Raw genomic sequence first — 16,579 nt, 5'->3', positions numbered from 1 at the left:
TTTGGGTAGGCCTTTATATATTTTATTTTGTCCTTTGGATGTATGGACTATTGAGCGCCTTAAATAATAAAAAACAGCCTGTACCGATCTTTGGATCCTTATTTCAACATTGGTTTACATTTATTCAATAAAATGAAAACAGTTTCCTTATCCTTATATCATATAATTCGTCCATCCGTAATAGAAGATAGGTTGCCACCTGTTATCTTTCTCTTTCACGGTTACGGCAGCAACGAAGAAGATTTGTTTTCATTCGCCTCAGAATTACCTTCAGAATGTTTTATTATTTCTACACGAGGTCCATACCCTTTACCTCCCTTTGGTAATGCCTGGTATGACATTAACTTTGATGCAAAGCATGGAAAATGGAGTGATGAGGAACAAGCAATGGCATCCAGAAACAAAATTGTAAATTTTATTGAGGAAGCTTGTGAAGCTTATCAATTGGATAAAGACAATGTCACTTTGTTGGGCTTCAGCCAGGGTACAGTATTAAGCTATGCGGTTGCGCTTTCATTTCCGGATAAGGTTAAAAATGTAGTGGCCCTAAGCGGCTATATAGACGAGAATATCCTCGAGAAGAATTATACTCAAAAAGACTATAAAAATCTTAACATATACGCATCCCACGGTCAGGTAGACCAGGTAATCCCATCTGAATGGGCTCAAAAAGCCCCTATTCTTTTAAAAAAGCTCGGCATTAAACATAAATATGAGGAATTTCCTGTAGGTCATGGGGTTTCGGCCGAAAATTTTTATTCCTTTAGGAAATGGCTCGAAGAAAATATTTAATTACTCCGCGTATATAAAAGATGATCCATCATTGTAAAATCAACACCCATATCATCTTTTAATTCATATTTCAAAAATAGTTCTCCCCAATATTTACCATCCGAAAAATCGGCTATTATCCATTGATGATTCAGTATTTTTATCTTATTGATCTTAAAATCACTTTCCATACCCTCATATGGAATTAATGGATTATCTCCTTTCTGTTCATTGGTTTCCAATAACTTATCTGCAATATAGCGCGAAGGGTTTTCCATTCCAAGGTGATCATAATATGATAGTGCATCATCATTATTTTGCAATGAAAAGTATTGCATATCAAAAACCTGAAGTTGTAATTTTTGTACAGAATCCTGAAGTATGCTAACTTCAGACGCCAGCTTCTTAATCTTTAAATCCTTATTCTCCAGCATGGTATTGCTACTTACAAATAAGTAAAGCGATACTAAAGCGGCAAAAATGAACAGGTAAATAAATATTCTACTTTTCATAAAATTAAAGAATCAATTATCAAACTAATTAAAATTATTGTTTTGTAGCTCAAACCGAGACAACAAGATTGTCATATGCCAAATGTACATTTTTAGGTAATTTTTCTTCCACTTCATCATGAAAACCCAAATAATGACTAATATGAGAAAGATATGCAATATCAGGTTTAATTATATCAACTAATTCGAGAGCTTCTTCCAGGTTTAAGTGCGAATGATGTGGTTCTATACGTAATGCATTTACGGACAATACCTTAACTCCCTTTAGTTTATTTATTTCTTCATCAGAAATAGTCTTAACATCAGTAAGGTAGGCAAAGTCGCCTATTCTATATCCATAAACCCTTAACCGGTTATGAAATGCCTCAATTGGTATTGCCTGTAGGTCTCCGATTATGAAGGGTTCATTATTTTGTATCAGGTTAACCTTTAGCGCCGGAGCCCCGGGATACCTGTTCTCATCGGCAAATATATAGTCAAATCTCCTTTTTAATGAGAAGATTACATCTTCATGCGCATATACAGGAATATCACCCTGTCTAAAGAAAAAAGGGCGGATATCATCTATGCCCGATGTATGATCTGAATGTTCATGAGTAAAGAGAATACCATCTAATTTGGTTATTTTATGAGTTAACATCTGTTGCCTGAAATCAGGACCACAATCAATTACATAATTATAGTCTTTCCACGAAATCAGAACAGAAACTCGAAGTCTTTTATCCTTGGGGTTTTTACTTAAACAGACCGGATGATTACTGCCAATAACCGGTATTCCCTGCGATGTGCCAGTGCCTAAAAAAGTTATTTTCAACCTGTCATCTATTTATTTCAAATTTATAACTTATTTATTTAATAGATACCCCAATCTTATTAACTTTGCTGAAAGCAAACTATATATGGCTTCAGTGTTCAAAAAGGATCGGGCTTTTGAAAATATTCCGTCAATAAAGGCTAAGACTCTTAGAATAAATCTAAATCCCGATATCTATGGGACTTTTGCGGAAATAGGGGCCGGACAAGAAACCGCCAGGTGGTTTTTCAGATCAGGCGGCGCCTCAGGGACAATAGCTAAAGCGATGAGTGCCTATGACAAATCCTTTAGTGATGCCGTTTATGGAGCGGAAACTGCAGGAAGGTATGTTACTCAAAGCAGGCTAAAAAAGATGCTTTCTCATGAAATGCATCTTATGGAAGAGCGAATTAGCAGAGAGGAAAATCCGGATAAACTGTTTTTTACCTATGCAAATACAGTCGCAACTATAGACTTTTCAAAGCGATATAAAGGCCATGGCTGGGTAGGAATCCGTTTTCAACTAGATCCAACTCAAAAGGAATTTGACGAGATCGTATTGCATGTCAGATTTAAACAAAATGAAGCGCGTTTGCAGCAGGAGACCCTCGGAATAGTTGGAGTGAACCTCATTTATGGTGCTTTTTACAAGTTTAATAAACCCAGAAAATTATTAAAATATATCTATGATCATATAGACCGGGATACCCTGGAGATTGATATGGTAAATTTCTCAGGCCCAAATTTCAAAGACGTTGACAACAGACTTATGAGTCTTCAACTTATCAGAAATGATATGACCGATGCTGTCATGTTCGGACCCGACGGTAATAACCTTCTTCCTGCTACTATTCTTTACAAGAAAAATATCCTTGCCCTAAGAGGTAGTTTTAGACCAGTGACTAAAGTAAACCTGGATATGTTTGAAAAGTCTTATGAAATTTTTATACGGGATCCAGCGGTTGATGAAGATAATTCCATTGTGATATTTGAAATTACATTGTCGAATTTAAGAGCTTCTGGTGAAATAGATGAAAGTGATTTTATGGACAGGGCCGAACTATTGTGTTCATTAGGACATTCGGTAATGATATCCAAATTTCAGGAATATTTTAGATTGGTTGAATACTTCAACAATTATACCAAGGCAAAAATTGGTCTTACCATGGGAGTTAATAACCTGGTGGATATTTTTGATGAAAAATATTACAGACATCTAAGTGGTGGTATTTTGGAAGCATTTGGCAAGTTATTCTTTAAAGAACTCATTGTATATCTCTATCCGATGAAGAACCCGGAAACTGGTCAGATCATGACTAGTAATAACGTGAAGGTCCATCCGAGAATGAAAGAGTTGTACAAATTTTTTAAGTATAATGGAAAAGTAATGGATATTATAGACTACGATACTGAAATTATGGATATATTCTCCAGAGACGTATTGAAAAAAATTCAAAATGGAGAAGGTGGTTGGGAGGAAATGCTGCCGGAAGGTATTTCGGAAACAATAAAGAAAGAACACCTTTTTATGCGAACTTCCGATAAACTAGAAGAAAAAGCTTAACGCTAAATTCCATAAAAAAAGGGCCTAATGTTTTAGGCCTTTTTTTTGTACAAATAGTTTCAAATTAAAGAATCTGGGCAGCGTGATCTTTGGTTTTAACTTTGTCAATAACCTTTGTGACGAAACCGCTTTCGTCAATAATAAAAGTCTTTCTGTGTATACCATCGTATTCCCTGCCCATAAATTTTTTAGGTCCCCAAACTCCAAATGAATTAATTACGGTATGATCTTCATCTGCCAAAAGCGGAAATGGAAATTCATATTTATTCCTAAAACCAGCTTGTTTTTTTTGAGAATCTTCACTAACTCCTAGAAGTTCGTACCCTTTTGATTGCAGTTCTGCATAATTATCCCGAAGATTACAAGCTTCTGCGGTACATCCAGGGGTATTAGCCCTTGGATAAAAAAATACCACTAACTTCTTACCGGAATAATCCCTTAATTTTACCAAATTGCCATCCTGATCAGCAGATGAAAAATCAGGGACTTTGTCACCTTCTTTCAGTGTGTTCATAGTCTATTTTCAATTAAATTTGTGTTTATTTTTATCATTGTAAAATTAAACAATAATGACGAAATCGGAAAAAGTATCCTTTACAATAAAAAAACTGCAGGAATTATATCCTGATATACCAGTGCCGTTGCAACATAAAGATCCGTATACGTTGTTAATCGCGGTATTATTATCGGCCCAAAGTACAGATGTACGCGTAAACCAGATAACACCTAAATTATTTGTAAAAGCTGATAATCCTTACGATATGATTAAAATGTCTGTTGAGGAAATAAAAGAAATTATTAAGCCAGTAGGGCTTTCACCGATGAAATCGAAAGGAATCCATGGCCTATCCGAAATATTGATAGAAAAGTACGAGGGTAATGTTCCATCGGAAATCAGCTTATTGGAAGAATTACCGGCTGTAGGCCATAAAACTGCAAGTGTAGTGGTCTCTCAGGCATTTGGTATACCGGCTTTTCCCGTTGATACGCATATCCACCGTCTAATGTATCGCTGGGGTTTTTCCAGTGGTAAAAATGTGGTTCAAACCGAGAAAGATGCAAAAAGGTTATTTCCCAAAGAATTATGGAACAATTTACATCTTCAAATTATTTGGTATGGCCGTGAATATTCTCCGGCAAGAGGCTGGGATATAGACAAAGACTTAATAACCAAAACGATAGGGAGAAAAAAAGTATTAGAAGATTATTATAAAATAAAAAAAGCCCGCTAATTGCGGGCTATCTTGTCTTAATTCAAAATTGTTTCAAATTTGAATGTCTTGTACCTCGCTATTCTTAAGGACCTGGAATAATTCAGTAAGAACTGGATTGTCTCAGGACTGGTTTTGGCCAGTTTACAAGCATTTTGTTCTTCAGAGTAAATTTTTTCCATATTATTATAGTATTGTTATGTACTAATAACGCAACTAAAATGGAAATATTGCTTGGATGTATTGCGAGCCCTTAATTTGTTAAAACAATATTGTGTCTTTCTATTATCTTTCTGAGATTTATTAGTGCATATCGCATTCTTCCCAGGGCCGTATTTATGCTAACTCCGGTATTTTCAGAAATCTCCTTAAAGCTCATGTCCTTGTATATTCGCATAAGCAGAACCTCTCTTTGATCATCGGGTAATTCTTCAATCAAAGATCCAAGATCACTATCTATCTGATCCTTAATAATCTGCTTTTCTGCATTAAGTTTATCATCGCCTATAACGGAGAAAATATTAAAATCATCACTTCCTTCAAACTTAGGCATACGCTTGTTCTTTCTAAAGTGATCAATAATAAGGTTATGTGAAATTCTCATTACCCATGGCAAGAACTTTCCCTCTTCACTATAAGATCCTTTTTTTAAGGTTTTAATTACCTTGATAAAGGTATCCTGAAAAATATCCTCAGTTATATCCCTATCCAGTACCTTGGAATAAATAAAACTACTTATACGTTGATTATGTCTGTTTATAAGAACTTCAAGTGCTTTTTCGTCGCCGCTGATATAGTCTCTTACTAATTCTGAATCATCAATTTCAAATTCCATAATTGGCAGTGTTTTTTTGGTTAATATAAAGGAGCTTCTTTTTGATGGCCCTTTGGTTAATAGTTTAAATATATAGTAGCTATGATTTCATAATTACAATTTAAAAGTATTGAAATAGCGAGGTCTGAGAAAAACTATGTTGTCAAACCCCTGATTTTTGATGTCAAAGAGCGATTTGGCAGTTATAGACACAATAAATCCATAATAAATTAGTTGCCATCTGATTTTCCGGAAGCATAGAAATATTCCCGGTTTAATTAGAATTAATTAAATAAGCGACTTCAGTAACTACCAGAAACTAAAAATCCCCTTGACGTATTATCAAAGGGATCAATGTATATCCTAATAATATAGGGTTATGGTTAATTCAAATTATTCTCAAATGTAAGTCCTTTATGATTTACAATATTTAATGCCTTGGAATACTGAAGTAATAACTTTATACTCTCTGGCTTTGCTTTTACAAGCTTACATTTGTTCTGCTGTTTAGGGTAAATCTGTTCCATATATAATATTGTTATGTCTAAATAACGCCACTATAGTGGAACCATTTGTTTTAGTCGTTATAAAACCTATTAATTCGTCAAAACAATATTGTTCTTTTCTATGATCTTTCTTAGGTTAATTAAGGCATAACGCATTCGTCCTAAGGCAGTATTAATACTTACCCCTGTATTTTCAGATATTTCTTTAAAACTCATATCCTTATATATACGCATTACCAGGACTTCTTTTTGGTCATCAGGTAGTTCTTCTATTAATAATGTAAGATCGCTGTCTATCTGGTCCTTAATTAACTGTCTCTCTGCATCCAGTTTATTATCCCCCAAGACGGAAAAAATGTTAAAATCCTCACTGCCTTCAAATTTAGGCATTCGCTTATTCCTTCTAAAATGGTCAATGATCAGATTATGAGCTATTCGCATAACCCAAGGTAAAAACTTACCTTCTTCATTATAGGCGCCTCTTTTTAAGGTCCTTATTACCTTTATAAAGGTATCCTGAAAGATATCTTCAGCAATAGCCCTGTCCTGTACCTTAGAATAAATAAAACTGGTAAGACGTTGATTGTGCTTGTTTATTAGGATTTCCAGGGATTTTTCATCCCCGCTAATGTAATTCTGAACTAAAATTGAGTCCGCGACTTGTAGTTGCATACTAATTACTTTTTTGGTTAAACTTAGGGGCCTTTCTTTAGGGAAAGGACTTTAGTTATTCAGGTTAATGCTCAAAAAAGTAATTTTCGCGTATAGGCCGATTTTTTAGTGATTACGCCTCAAATATAGAAAAAAAATATTTTCTCCGGTTAATAATGTTGTGATATTGCGGAATTTTGATGTAAAAGGCGGCCTATTGGTGTTTGAATTCAACATATCGTATCTTTGCCGACCTAATGGAAGAAATGTCTGCAATAACCGAGGTAAATCCAAAGGAAAACATTATAATCAAAGGGGCTAAACTGCATAATCTTAAAAATATTGATGTAGTAATCCCCAGAAACAAATTAGTTGTTATTACGGGACTTTCGGGTTCAGGTAAGTCCAGTCTGGCTTTTGATACACTCTACGCCGAGGGACAACGTCGCTATGTAGAAAGCCTTTCCTCATATGCCAGGCAATTCCTTGGTAAATTAGATAAGCCTAAAGTAGACTATATAAAAGGGATAGCTCCGGCAATAGCTATTGAACAAAAGGTGAATTCCACGAATCCACGATCCACAGTGGGTACAACAACGGAAATCTATGATTATTTGAAGCTCCTTTATGCCAGAATTGGTAAGACTTATTCACCAATTTCCGGTAATGAAGTTAAAAAGCATAACGTAACAGATGTAATAAATCATGTAAAATCTTTTGAAGAAGGTACCAAGCTCTTATTATTGGCTCCAATTGTTATTTCCAAAGACAGAGATCCGGTAAAATCTATACAATTGCTTTCCAAACAGGGATATGCAAGGATAAAACATAATGGCACAGTCATCAGGATTGATGAATCGTTAAAAGATATTGGTTATAATTTTGAATTAGTTGTAGATCGAATTATTAAGAAAAATGATGAGGATTTTCTAAATCGATTAGCCAACGCAGTGGATACTGCTTTTTTTGAAGGTAAAGGATACTGTTATATTGAAGAAATCGCTAATGGCACAGTAACCCGATTTAGCAACAAGTTTGAAATGGACGGAATGGTCTTTATGGAACCTAACGCACATCTCTTCAGTTTCAATAATCCTTACGGGGCTTGTCCAAAGTGTGAAGGATACGGTGATGTAATTGGCATAGATGAAGATCTTGTAATACCTAATTCTGGGTTGTCTGTATTTGAAAATGCCATATTTCCATGGCGCGGTGAGAGCATGAGCTGGTATAAAGATCAATTAGTGAATTCGGCCTATAAGTTTAATTTCCCTATCCATAAACCATGGTATCAACTTAATGAGGAGCAAAAACTATTGGTCTGGCAAGGCAACGAGCATTTTATAGGAATAGATAAATTCTTCCGGCAATTAGAAGAAAAGAGTTATAAGATTCAAAATAGGGTAATGCTCTCCAGATATAGAGGTAAAACTAGATGCAACTCCTGTAAAGGGAAGCGCCTTAGAATGGAGACCAATTATGTTAAGGTTGATAACAAATCTATTTCAGATCTTGTGGAATTATCAATTGAAAACTTAATCATATTTTTTGACAAACTTTCATTAAGTGAATACGACTCGCAAATCGCAAAAAGATTATTAGCAGAAATCAAAACCAGGCTAAGTTATTTAGATAAGGTTGGATTGCGCTATTTAACAATCAACAGAAAATCAAATACGCTATCGGGTGGAGAAAGTCAGCGAATAAACCTGGCAACATCTCTAGGCAGTAGTCTGGTTGGCTCTATGTATATCCTTGATGAGCCCAGTATTGGCTTACATCCGAGAGATACAGAGAATCTTATAATGGTTTTAAAATCTCTAAGAGATTTAGGTAATACTGTTATTGTTGTTGAACATGATGAAGATATAATGCTTGCGGCAGATGAGGTTATTGACATTGGTCCTGAAGCTGGTACACATGGAGGCGAAGTGGTGGCCCACGGGCCTATGGATGCAATCCTGAAATCGTCCTCACTTACGGCAAGTTACCTTAATGGAACCATGGAAATTGAAATTCCCAAAAAACGCCGAACCTCTAATTACTTTATTGAAATAAAGGGAGCCAGGGAAAACAATTTAAAGAATATTGATGTCACATTCCCCCTCAATATGCTTACAGTAATTACGGGTGTTTCAGGAAGTGGGAAAAGTACGTTGGTAAAAAAATTGCTTTACCCAATACTGCTGAAAGAAGTTGGTGGATATGGAGAAAAGGCAGGCCAATATACCGAAATGTCGGGAAAGTTTCAGTCTGTAAAAAACGTTGAGTTCGTAGATCAAAACCCAATAGGAAGATCTTCTCGTTCAAATCCGGTAACTTATATAAAAGCTTATGATGATATCAGGGCATTGTTTGCCTCACAGAAATTGAGTAAACTAAGAGGTTACCAAGCCAAACATTTCTCTTTTAACGTAGATGGAGGTAGGTGTGAAAAGTGCAAGGGAGAAGGTGAGATTACGGTAGAAATGCAGTTTATGGCTGATGTTCATTTAGAATGCGATACCTGTGGCGGAAGGCGTTTCAAGAAAGAAGTTCTGGAAGTAAAATTTGAAAATGCCAATATTGATGATATATTGAACATGACCATAGATGATGCCATTGTATTCTTTGAAACTAATTTAAAAACTAAAATAGTTGGTAAATTAAGACCACTGCAAGAGGTAGGTCTGGGCTATGTTACCCTAGGCCAATCTTCTTCTACCCTATCCGGTGGGGAGGCACAGAGGATTAAACTGGCGTCATTCCTTGTAAAAGGTACAACTAAAGAGAAGGCTTTATTCATTTTTGATGAACCTACTACAGGGCTTCACTTTCATGACATTAAAAAGCTTTTAAAATCTTTTGACGCTTTAATAGCCAGGGGCCATTCTGTTGTTGTTATAGAGCATAATATTGAATTTATTAAATGTGCAGATTATGTTATAGATCTTGGACCCGATGGAGGCGATAATGGTGGTGAGCTTATTGCTTTCGGTACTCCGGAAGAAGTTGCCTCAAAAACTAAATCTCATACTGCACGTTACCTTCGTGAAAAGCTGCTTTAGCTCCAATTGATTAAATCTTTTTCTTTCTCAAATAAATAGGTTATAGTTCAATTCTTTGATTACAGTTATTTTTAATTATCTGATTTACAATACTTTAAAGCTATATAAACATTTCTGGCACGCTGTTTGGTATTAATTTGGTGAATGTAAATAGTTGCATTCGGAAATTTAAAACCTTAGCTCATGAGAAATTTAATATTCATTTTTACGGCGCTTATTTTTGGTACTGCGAGTACCATGGCAGCCACAGTGGAAGATAAGGTTGCAATACGCAATGCTTATAAATACAACAATTCCTTCATCTTTGTTGAAAATGGCATTACGTTTTCCGTTTATCCGGATGGAGAATTCGATTTTTATATTGACAACCGCGTTAATGTTGGAGCCAATGTGAACTTCGGAAGTACCAATATTACATTCAATTCAGGATATGATTATAATTCATATGTTCAATATGATGATTATGGTGCAGTTATTCAAGTTCAAAATGTACCTGTCTATTATGATTATTATGGACGTGTTAATCGAATTGGTGGTATTAATGTATGGTACCGAAATGGAAGAGTGAGACGAGTTGGTGGAATGCATGTCTATTATAATAACAGAGGGTATTATAGTCATTATACAGGATATGTAAATGTATATAACCAATATTATTCATACAGGCCCTATTACGGTTATTTCGTAAGACCTGCAGCTGCTTACTGTCTGGTATACAATAACCCATACAGAAGATATTACAACCCTGTGCGATATACTTATTACAGACCATATCGATATAATCACAGGAGAGCCTATGCCAGTGTGGGTCATTATTATGATCATCATAAAAATTACAACAGGCGCAGCAAGGTGTACAGGAATGATAAACGTGTAGTTGCCAGAGAAAATAATTCTCGAAGAGGCGATGGTTACAGAACCGGTAATTCAGTAAGAAATACTACAGCTGTAACTCAAAGAGGTAATAGGACCAGTACTAAAAGAACTATAAACAGTACAGCTGTGAACAGATCTAATAGAACAGCTGTTAATAGTACAAAAAGAACTATTGCCAATACTGGTAGAAATATTGAACGTACTTCAATTAGAAATGGAGCTAAAAGATCTCCGCGGTCTGCAACAAGCAGAACTGTAACAAAAAAGGAAGTTGCGGTAACTCCAAGAAGTAAAACAGTTCAACGCAACAATAGTAATTATAAAAGACCGGAAAGATCAGCAACGAAAAGCCGGACTGTTAGCACTAAGACAGTGACAAAACGATCAGTTGCGTCTAAGCCTTCTGGCAGAAGTTCGGGAAGAACAGGAATTAAGAGGACAAGTACAGCTAATAAAACAGCGCATAGAAGTCCTTCCAGGAGTTCTGGTAAAAGCAATAATACAAGAAGCAGAAGTACAAAATTATAATAAAATAGTTTTAGGTTGGTTAGTTGTTAAACTCCGCAGTAGATTAGTCTCTGCGGGGTTTTTTGTTGGAATTATGTCCGAATAAATTCAAATACTTAAAACTAAGATTCCTTTAAAAAATAACTGCTTACTTTCCTTTCCTTCCTAAAAATCCTGAAAGAACACCAAAGACATCTTCAGATATTTTAAATCTGTATAAGATTCCAACATACGCGCCGGTAATAAGTACACTTTTTAAAACAATGTTGATTAATGGATTAAAAGTAAATTTCACGAAATAGAAAATAGCCACCATTAAAACCAGGAGACCCGCAATTTTTGCAGTTTCACTCGTAAAGGGCATTATATTAAATTTCCGTTTAACGTATATCAGTTTAATTGTATTGTAAATACATATAGCCATAAATGTTGCAAAAGCCGCACCATTTAATCCATAGACGGGAATAAGTAGCCAATTGAAAAGTATGGTAAAAACTGCCAAAAGAACACCCATAAACAACAGAGCCCGGTAATAGTCAGAATTGAAGAGTATTGCATTATTATTACCAATTAGAGCATCAAAAAGTTTAGTGAATCCAATTAATAGAACAATGAAATATCCTCCGCGATATGCTTTTGGTAGCAGAGAATAAAGATCATTAAGATTTAGCAGAATCAGAATAAAAATAAGACCAGATACAATGAACAAGGTTAAAGAGCTTTTTTGATATAATCTTTTCAGCCCGGCTAGATCATTCCTATTAAGTATTTCAGCGGTCATCGGATAGGTAATCTGGTGCATGGCTCTTGAAGGCACTGCAATTACGGTTGCAATAAAAATAGCTACCGTATAATATGCAACATTTTGAATAGCAATAAACTGATTGATCATAAAACGATCTATCTCCAAAAGGATTACCGCGGTAGATCCGCCCAGAATTATAAGAATACTGTAATTAACCATAGAATTAGTATTCTCTGGCCAATTGAACTGCAATTTTGGCCTTCTTAGACTAAAGGCATATAGTTTCATTAGCATAGTTCTTAGGAGGTAAAGACCTACCAATGCCTTTAAAAAAAACACTACATTTATTAACTCCATGTACAAAAGGATTAAGAGTAAGCTGACCCCTACTCTAACAAACACTTCTTTCATGAAATTCCCAAAAACCGATTTCATTTGAACTTTGGACCAGGCATAAAATATTTCAAAATAAGCCATGGCCATTCCTATTAAGAAAATATACCAGACATAATCTTTTACAATAACATTCTTTCTGGCCAGGAAGTTACCTATTGCTTCATTTGCAAAGTAACTTACTCCAAGAAGGGGAATGATAATAATCAAAGGAAGCAGTATCACTAGGGTGAGAAAACCATCAGCCGATTTCGAATCACTGAAATTACTGTAATATTTTACAAGAGTATTGGGTACACCAAACGCCATCAATGGCATTAGAATTGCTGAGGAGGAAAGAATTACTCCTACAAGTCCATAATACTCATCAGTGAGAAAGCGGGTATAAAGGAAAAGTGTATTGATAGCTCCTATCGCAAATCCAAGATAAGTGATAGTAGTATTCTTTAACGATTGTTTAAAAATTATTCCCATTACAACAGTTCAGCCAACTTTTTGGTAAGCGTTCTTCTGTTATATTCTTTAATATTTACTGAAGATACCATTAAATTGCCTTCCTGATAAAGATGAAACCAATTTAAAATTAAAGCTTTAAGATCTGCTACAGAATTATAATTACAAACGACACCGGAGTTGGTACTTTTTACAATTTCCCCACCTTCCCAATGTTCAGGCCCTATGGCTAAAATTGGCCTTTTGGCTGCAAGATATTCAAACAGTTTTCCCGGAATAATACCTCGCGTATGCGGTGAATCAATCTCTGCTAAAAGTAATAACTGTGAACTCCGCTGATAATTCACTGCTTCCTCATGGGTGACATATTCTTTAATCCTTGTATAGAGCTTTAGCCCGTTATCATTTATGCAATTTAAAACATCCTGTCCAACCACCCCAATTAGATTTAATTGAAAGACATTTCGAAAAGCCTCGTTTTCACTAATGATCTCAGACAGTACTTTCCAAAGGTTTTCCGGATTTCTTCCGGTAAGCAGTGAACCAATGTGTGAAAGCGTAAATTTTTTATCCAAGGCACTAAAGGGCAGCTCGCTTTCCGGAATATCATAGCCATTGGTAATTACATAGACTGGATTCGTGGTAATTGATTCAAATTCAACTTTAGTAGTATTACTGGTAACCAAAAGCTTATCGCATCCATTTGCAACTTCTTTTTCCAATAGACTATGTTTCCTTTGGGAAGCTTTTGTAAGCCTTAGTTTAGTATGGTAACCTATAGAGGTCCATGGATCCCGGAAATCTGCAAGCCATTTAACATCCAGATTCTTTTTTAGCTCCAAACCAATTAAATGAAGGCTATGAGGAGGGCCAGTTGTAATTATGGTGTCTATTCCCTCTTTTTTTATTATGCCCGTTAAAACGCGGACTGAAGGCTTTACCCAGTACTTTCTGGCATCCGGAATAAACATATTGCCCCTTATCCACAGTAAAAATTTTTCTAATAACGAAGGATTGTCATCACTTATGACCCCCGAGCTTATTTGTTTGGTTTTCTTTTTACTTAAAAATCCTGCATATAAATAAGGTTCGAAGATCTTATTTTTATAAATAGTAACATTTTTAGGAATTTCTTTAGTAAGACTACTATCCGTAATAGGATACTTTGGGTTCTTAGGAATATAAATTATAGGCTGTATGTCAAATTCAGGTAGATACTTTACAAATTTCAGCCATCGCTGAACCCCCGGTCCCCCGGCAGGGGGCCAATAATAACTGATGATAAGGACCTTATGCATTATCCCTCCTTCTTTTTGCGCAATCGAAATATTGAAAATAAGCCTCCCCCTAAAAACATTATAATCATTAAAATGGAACTTGCTAAAGTAATTTTTCCACCGGTTTCAATTACTTCTGGTTCAAACTTAAACTCCACTTTATGATTGCCTTTCGGGATATTCAATGCTCTTAATACGTAATTGACTTTAAAATGATCTACCAATTTGCCATCAATATAAGCCTTCCAATCTCTGGGATAGTGCATTTCTGAAAATACTGCAAGTCCTTCATTTGAATTGTTTGTGATATATGTTAAATGATTAGGCTTATATTCCTTGAGGTTAATGTAAGCCAAAGAATCTTTTGGAAAATTAAATTGATCTATTTGAGAAAAATCAGAGGTGTTAACAACGGCTTCATTAAGAATGTCCAAACTATCCAGTGCCTTAATTTCTTCATCAGCACTTTGTACCTCCATAAGTCTTGTAATAAACCAGGCATTACCATTGACTTCGGGGTTTGTAATTGCATAATTCCTACCTTCTTCATCTTTTTGAATAATATACTTTACGTTAAGCATATTTAGGACTCGCAAATTATTTCTATAAATATGGAAATCAAATAAATCCTGCATCCCTGCGGGTTTTGCAGCATGATAGCCTCCAATGGACTGATGAAAATAGGATGTTCTGGCGCCGTTAAGTCCTTCTGAAGGGTCATAAACCCTGAATACTCCGCTGTCTTCGGCAATCTGCTTGTCCATTGGCAATTGCTGAAACGGTTGATTCATTCTTTTTTGCCTGTCAAAATCTTTCTTATTCACATATCTAAGATCAACACCTACCAGGTCAAAAAGCACCAGCAAAGAGAGGGTCAAAATCACCAAATTTTCCTTAAGTCTCCCTTTTAGATAGAGCCAAATAGCCAGACCTGCTAACAGCACATATATTAAAGATCGTATGGTATCATTAACATAAACGGCCTCCCTGTCTCGCTTTATCATGGTCATAACCTCATCGCCAAAATATTTCTGATATGTGCTATCATTTAAGCCCGTAAAATCAAAAACACCTTTTATTATAAAAAGGGTAATACCGAGTCCGATAACAATAATTAAACTCGTTTTTAAAGCCGTTATTTTTTTACTATTTGCTATTGAGGGCTTGAATATTTGTACTAAGGCCAATACCGCGAGGATGGGTGCACAGAGTTCTAAGATTACCTGTATAGAAGAAACCGCCCGGAATTTGTTATAAAGTGGAAAATAGTCAATCATAAAATCGGTAAGAAGACCAAAGTTCTTTCCCCAGGATAAAAAGAGTGAAAGTAAAGTTCCCGCTAATAACCACCATTTTAAACGTCCTTTCACTAAAAACAGCCCCAGGACAAAAAGAAAAATTATAATTGCACCAATATAAGCCGGTGCCGCTACCCCCGGTTGATTTCCCCAATACAATGGAAGAGCACTACTGAATTCCAGAGCCTTTGTTCGGGGTAATCCTTGTTCTGTTAGATATTCATAAGCTTTGGAATTAGTGCCGAGGTCTTCATTATTGCTACCTCCAAAAAGTCTGGGAACAAATAAATCCAGAGATTCAACTATTCCATAGCTGTACTGAGTTATGTATTCTTTATCCAGTCCCTCCAAATTTTCTCTGGCAGAGCCGTCCGGGTTTATCGTAAGTTCCGACTTCCCTCTTGTGCTCCAATCTGCATATTCTTTGGTTGCCATAAGGGATGTCGCATTAGCCGCAATCCCTAAAACAACTGCCCCAATAAGCAGTCCTACTGAAATGAAAAAGTGTTTTAGTTCCTTTTTTTTAATGGCATCAACCAAATATGCAACTCCTAGCACAAGAACAAGTAGCATAAAATAATAGGTCATCTGAAAATGATTTGCTCCTATTTCCAATGCCATAGCTACTGAGGTAAGGATAAATCCCCAGATGTACTTTTTTCTAAAAGTAAGTAGAATACCACTTAACAGAATTGGTAAATATCCTAATGCATGTGCCTTCGCATTGTGCCCTACCCCAAGAATTATAATTAGATAGGTGGAAAAACCAAAAGCTAATGCGCCGAAGATCGCTAATCGATAATCTACCTTTAAGCAGCATAGTAATATATAGAACCCAACAAAATACAAGAATAAATAATCTGCCGGACGAGGAAGGAATCGGATAGTCCTATCAAGTTGTCTTACATAATCATGCGGATAATAAGCTCCTAATTGATAGGTTGGCATGCCTCCAAAAGCACTATTAGTCCAATAGGGCTCCTCATTAGAATTTTTCCGAAAATCATTTTGCTCCTTAGCCATTCCGGTATATTGAATAATATCGGATTGGATAATAGTTTTACCCTGAAGTACGGGATAGAAATATGCCAAAGAGGCAACAATAAAAAAAACAAGCGCAAAAAAATGGATAAATAAAGCCTTTGTACCTCTATTCATTGG

13 protein-coding genes are annotated in these 16,579 nt (G+C 35.7%); 5 read left to right on the top strand and 8 right to left on the bottom strand.

Annotation, left to right across the window (positions count from 1 at the left end):
• The first annotated feature begins 132 nt into the window (after positions 1-132).
• Positions 133-792: an alpha/beta fold hydrolase gene (locus ABJH90_RS01620; protein WP_348141824.1), complete on the top strand. Its 660-nt coding sequence runs from the start codon at positions 133-135 to the stop codon at positions 790-792.
• On the opposite strand, the gene ABJH90_RS01615 is transcribed toward ABJH90_RS01620, so the two are convergent.
• Complete coding sequence (locus ABJH90_RS01615; protein WP_348141823.1) at positions 789-1,283, bottom strand: hydrolase; 495 nt, start codon at positions 1,281-1,283, stop codon at positions 789-791. The genes ABJH90_RS01620 and ABJH90_RS01615 overlap by 4 nt on opposite strands.
• 49 nt (positions 1,284-1,332) lie before the next feature.
• Positions 1,333-2,097 carry an MBL fold metallo-hydrolase gene (locus ABJH90_RS01610; RefSeq protein ID WP_348141822.1) on the bottom strand — a complete coding sequence of 255 codons (765 nt, stop codon included), beginning with the start codon at positions 2,095-2,097 and terminating at the stop codon, positions 1,333-1,335.
• Positions 2,098-2,182: 85 nt separating this feature from the next.
• Here ABJH90_RS01610 and ABJH90_RS01605 point away from each other — a divergent pair, with 85 nt between their 5' ends.
• Positions 2,183-3,640: a TonB-dependent receptor gene (locus ABJH90_RS01605; RefSeq protein ID WP_348141821.1), complete on the top strand. Its 1,458-nt coding sequence runs from the start codon at positions 2,183-2,185 to the stop codon at positions 3,638-3,640.
• Between the two features lie 64 nt (positions 3,641-3,704).
• Here the strand turns inward: ABJH90_RS01605 and bcp are convergent, their stop codons facing one another.
• Positions 3,705-4,154 (bottom strand): thioredoxin-dependent thiol peroxidase, encoded by a 450-nt coding sequence (gene bcp, locus ABJH90_RS01600; protein ID WP_348141820.1) that lies wholly within the window; start codon positions 4,152-4,154, stop codon positions 3,705-3,707.
• Positions 4,155-4,209: 55 nt separating this feature from the next.
• Here bcp and nth point away from each other — a divergent pair, with 55 nt between their 5' ends.
• On the top strand, positions 4,210-4,872 hold the full coding sequence (nth, locus tag ABJH90_RS01595; RefSeq protein WP_348141819.1) for an endonuclease III: 663 nt from the start codon (positions 4,210-4,212) through the stop codon (positions 4,870-4,872).
• A gap of 232 nt (positions 4,873-5,104) precedes the next feature.
• Here nth and ABJH90_RS01590 read toward each other — a convergent pair whose 3' ends face one another.
• Together ABJH90_RS01590 and ABJH90_RS01585 are read right to left on the bottom strand one after the other, a co-directional pair.
• On the bottom strand, positions 5,105-5,686 hold the full coding sequence (locus ABJH90_RS01590; RefSeq protein ID WP_348141818.1) for a sigma-70 family RNA polymerase sigma factor: 582 nt from the start codon (positions 5,684-5,686) through the stop codon (positions 5,105-5,107).
• A 575-nt stretch (positions 5,687-6,261) separates the two neighbouring features.
• Positions 6,262-6,843 (bottom strand): sigma-70 family RNA polymerase sigma factor, encoded by a 582-nt coding sequence (locus ABJH90_RS01585; RefSeq protein WP_348141817.1) that lies wholly within the window; start codon positions 6,841-6,843, stop codon positions 6,262-6,264.
• 245 nt (positions 6,844-7,088) lie between these two features.
• Here ABJH90_RS01585 and uvrA point away from each other — a divergent pair, with 245 nt between their 5' ends.
• Positions 7,089-9,869: an excinuclease ABC subunit UvrA gene (gene uvrA / locus ABJH90_RS01580; RefSeq protein ID WP_348141816.1), complete on the top strand. Its 2,781-nt coding sequence runs from the start codon at positions 7,089-7,091 to the stop codon at positions 9,867-9,869.
• Between the two features lie 183 nt (positions 9,870-10,052).
• Positions 10,053-11,273, top strand: a complete 1,221-nt coding sequence (locus tag ABJH90_RS01575) for a hypothetical protein (RefSeq protein WP_348141815.1) — start codon at positions 10,053-10,055, stop codon at positions 11,271-11,273.
• Positions 11,274-11,400: 127 nt separating this feature from the next.
• On the opposite strand, the gene ABJH90_RS01570 is transcribed toward ABJH90_RS01575, so the two are convergent.
• Genes ABJH90_RS01570 through ABJH90_RS01560 form a run of 3 tightly spaced genes read right to left on the bottom strand, consistent with a single transcriptional unit; the run spans position 11,401 to position 16,576 of the window.
• Positions 11,401-12,864, bottom strand: coding sequence for a polysaccharide biosynthesis C-terminal domain-containing protein (locus tag ABJH90_RS01570; protein ID WP_348141814.1), 1,464 nt, complete (start codon positions 12,862-12,864; stop codon positions 11,401-11,403).
• Entirely contained in the window at positions 12,864-14,141 is a 1,278-nt protein-coding gene (locus tag ABJH90_RS01565; protein WP_348141813.1) for a glycosyltransferase family 4 protein, read from the bottom strand. Before ABJH90_RS01565 ends, ABJH90_RS01570 begins: the two co-directional genes overlap by 1 nt.
• Positions 14,141-16,576, bottom strand: coding sequence for a YfhO family protein (locus ABJH90_RS01560; RefSeq protein WP_348141812.1), 2,436 nt, complete (start codon positions 16,574-16,576; stop codon positions 14,141-14,143). The genes ABJH90_RS01565 and ABJH90_RS01560 overlap by 1 nt, the downstream gene beginning before the upstream one ends.
• Positions 16,577-16,579 lie beyond the last annotated feature (3 nt).

The organism is Eudoraea sp. (assembly GCF_039969275.1).
In the GTDB taxonomy this organism is placed as follows: Bacteria; Bacteroidota; Bacteroidia; order Flavobacteriales; family Flavobacteriaceae; genus Eudoraea.
The sequence above is the reverse complement of the archived record's forward strand: the minus strand, read 5'-3'. Positions and strand labels throughout refer to the sequence as shown.

What these genes read in the sequence shown, in the direction of transcription:
- ABJH90_RS01560 (WP_348141812.1), bottom strand. Translation starts at nt 16,576, where the DNA reads ATGAATAGAGGTACAAAGGCTTTATTTATCCATTTTTTTGCGCTTGTT.
- ABJH90_RS01570 (WP_348141814.1), bottom strand. Translation starts at nt 12,864, where the DNA reads ATGGGAATAATTTTTAAACAATCGTTAAAGAATACTACTATCACTTAT.
- nth (WP_348141819.1), top strand. Translation starts at nt 4,210, where the DNA reads ATGACGAAATCGGAAAAAGTATCCTTTACAATAAAAAAACTGCAGGAA.
- ABJH90_RS01565 (WP_348141813.1), bottom strand. Translation starts at nt 14,141, where the DNA reads ATGCATAAGGTCCTTATCATCAGTTATTATTGGCCCCCTGCCGGGGGA.
- ABJH90_RS01575 (WP_348141815.1), top strand. Translation starts at nt 10,053, where the DNA reads ATGAGAAATTTAATATTCATTTTTACGGCGCTTATTTTTGGTACTGCG.
- uvrA (WP_348141816.1), top strand. Translation starts at nt 7,089, where the DNA reads ATGTCTGCAATAACCGAGGTAAATCCAAAGGAAAACATTATAATCAAA.
- ABJH90_RS01620 (WP_348141824.1), top strand. Translation starts at nt 133, where the DNA reads ATGAAAACAGTTTCCTTATCCTTATATCATATAATTCGTCCATCCGTA.
- ABJH90_RS01615 (WP_348141823.1), bottom strand. Translation starts at nt 1,283, where the DNA reads ATGAAAAGTAGAATATTTATTTACCTGTTCATTTTTGCCGCTTTAGTA.
- ABJH90_RS01585 (WP_348141817.1), bottom strand. Translation starts at nt 6,843, where the DNA reads ATGCAACTACAAGTCGCGGACTCAATTTTAGTTCAGAATTACATTAGC.
- ABJH90_RS01605 (WP_348141821.1), top strand. Translation starts at nt 2,183, where the DNA reads ATGGCTTCAGTGTTCAAAAAGGATCGGGCTTTTGAAAATATTCCGTCA.
- bcp (WP_348141820.1), bottom strand. Translation starts at nt 4,154, where the DNA reads ATGAACACACTGAAAGAAGGTGACAAAGTCCCTGATTTTTCATCTGCT.
- ABJH90_RS01590 (WP_348141818.1), bottom strand. Translation starts at nt 5,686, where the DNA reads ATGGAATTTGAAATTGATGATTCAGAATTAGTAAGAGACTATATCAGC.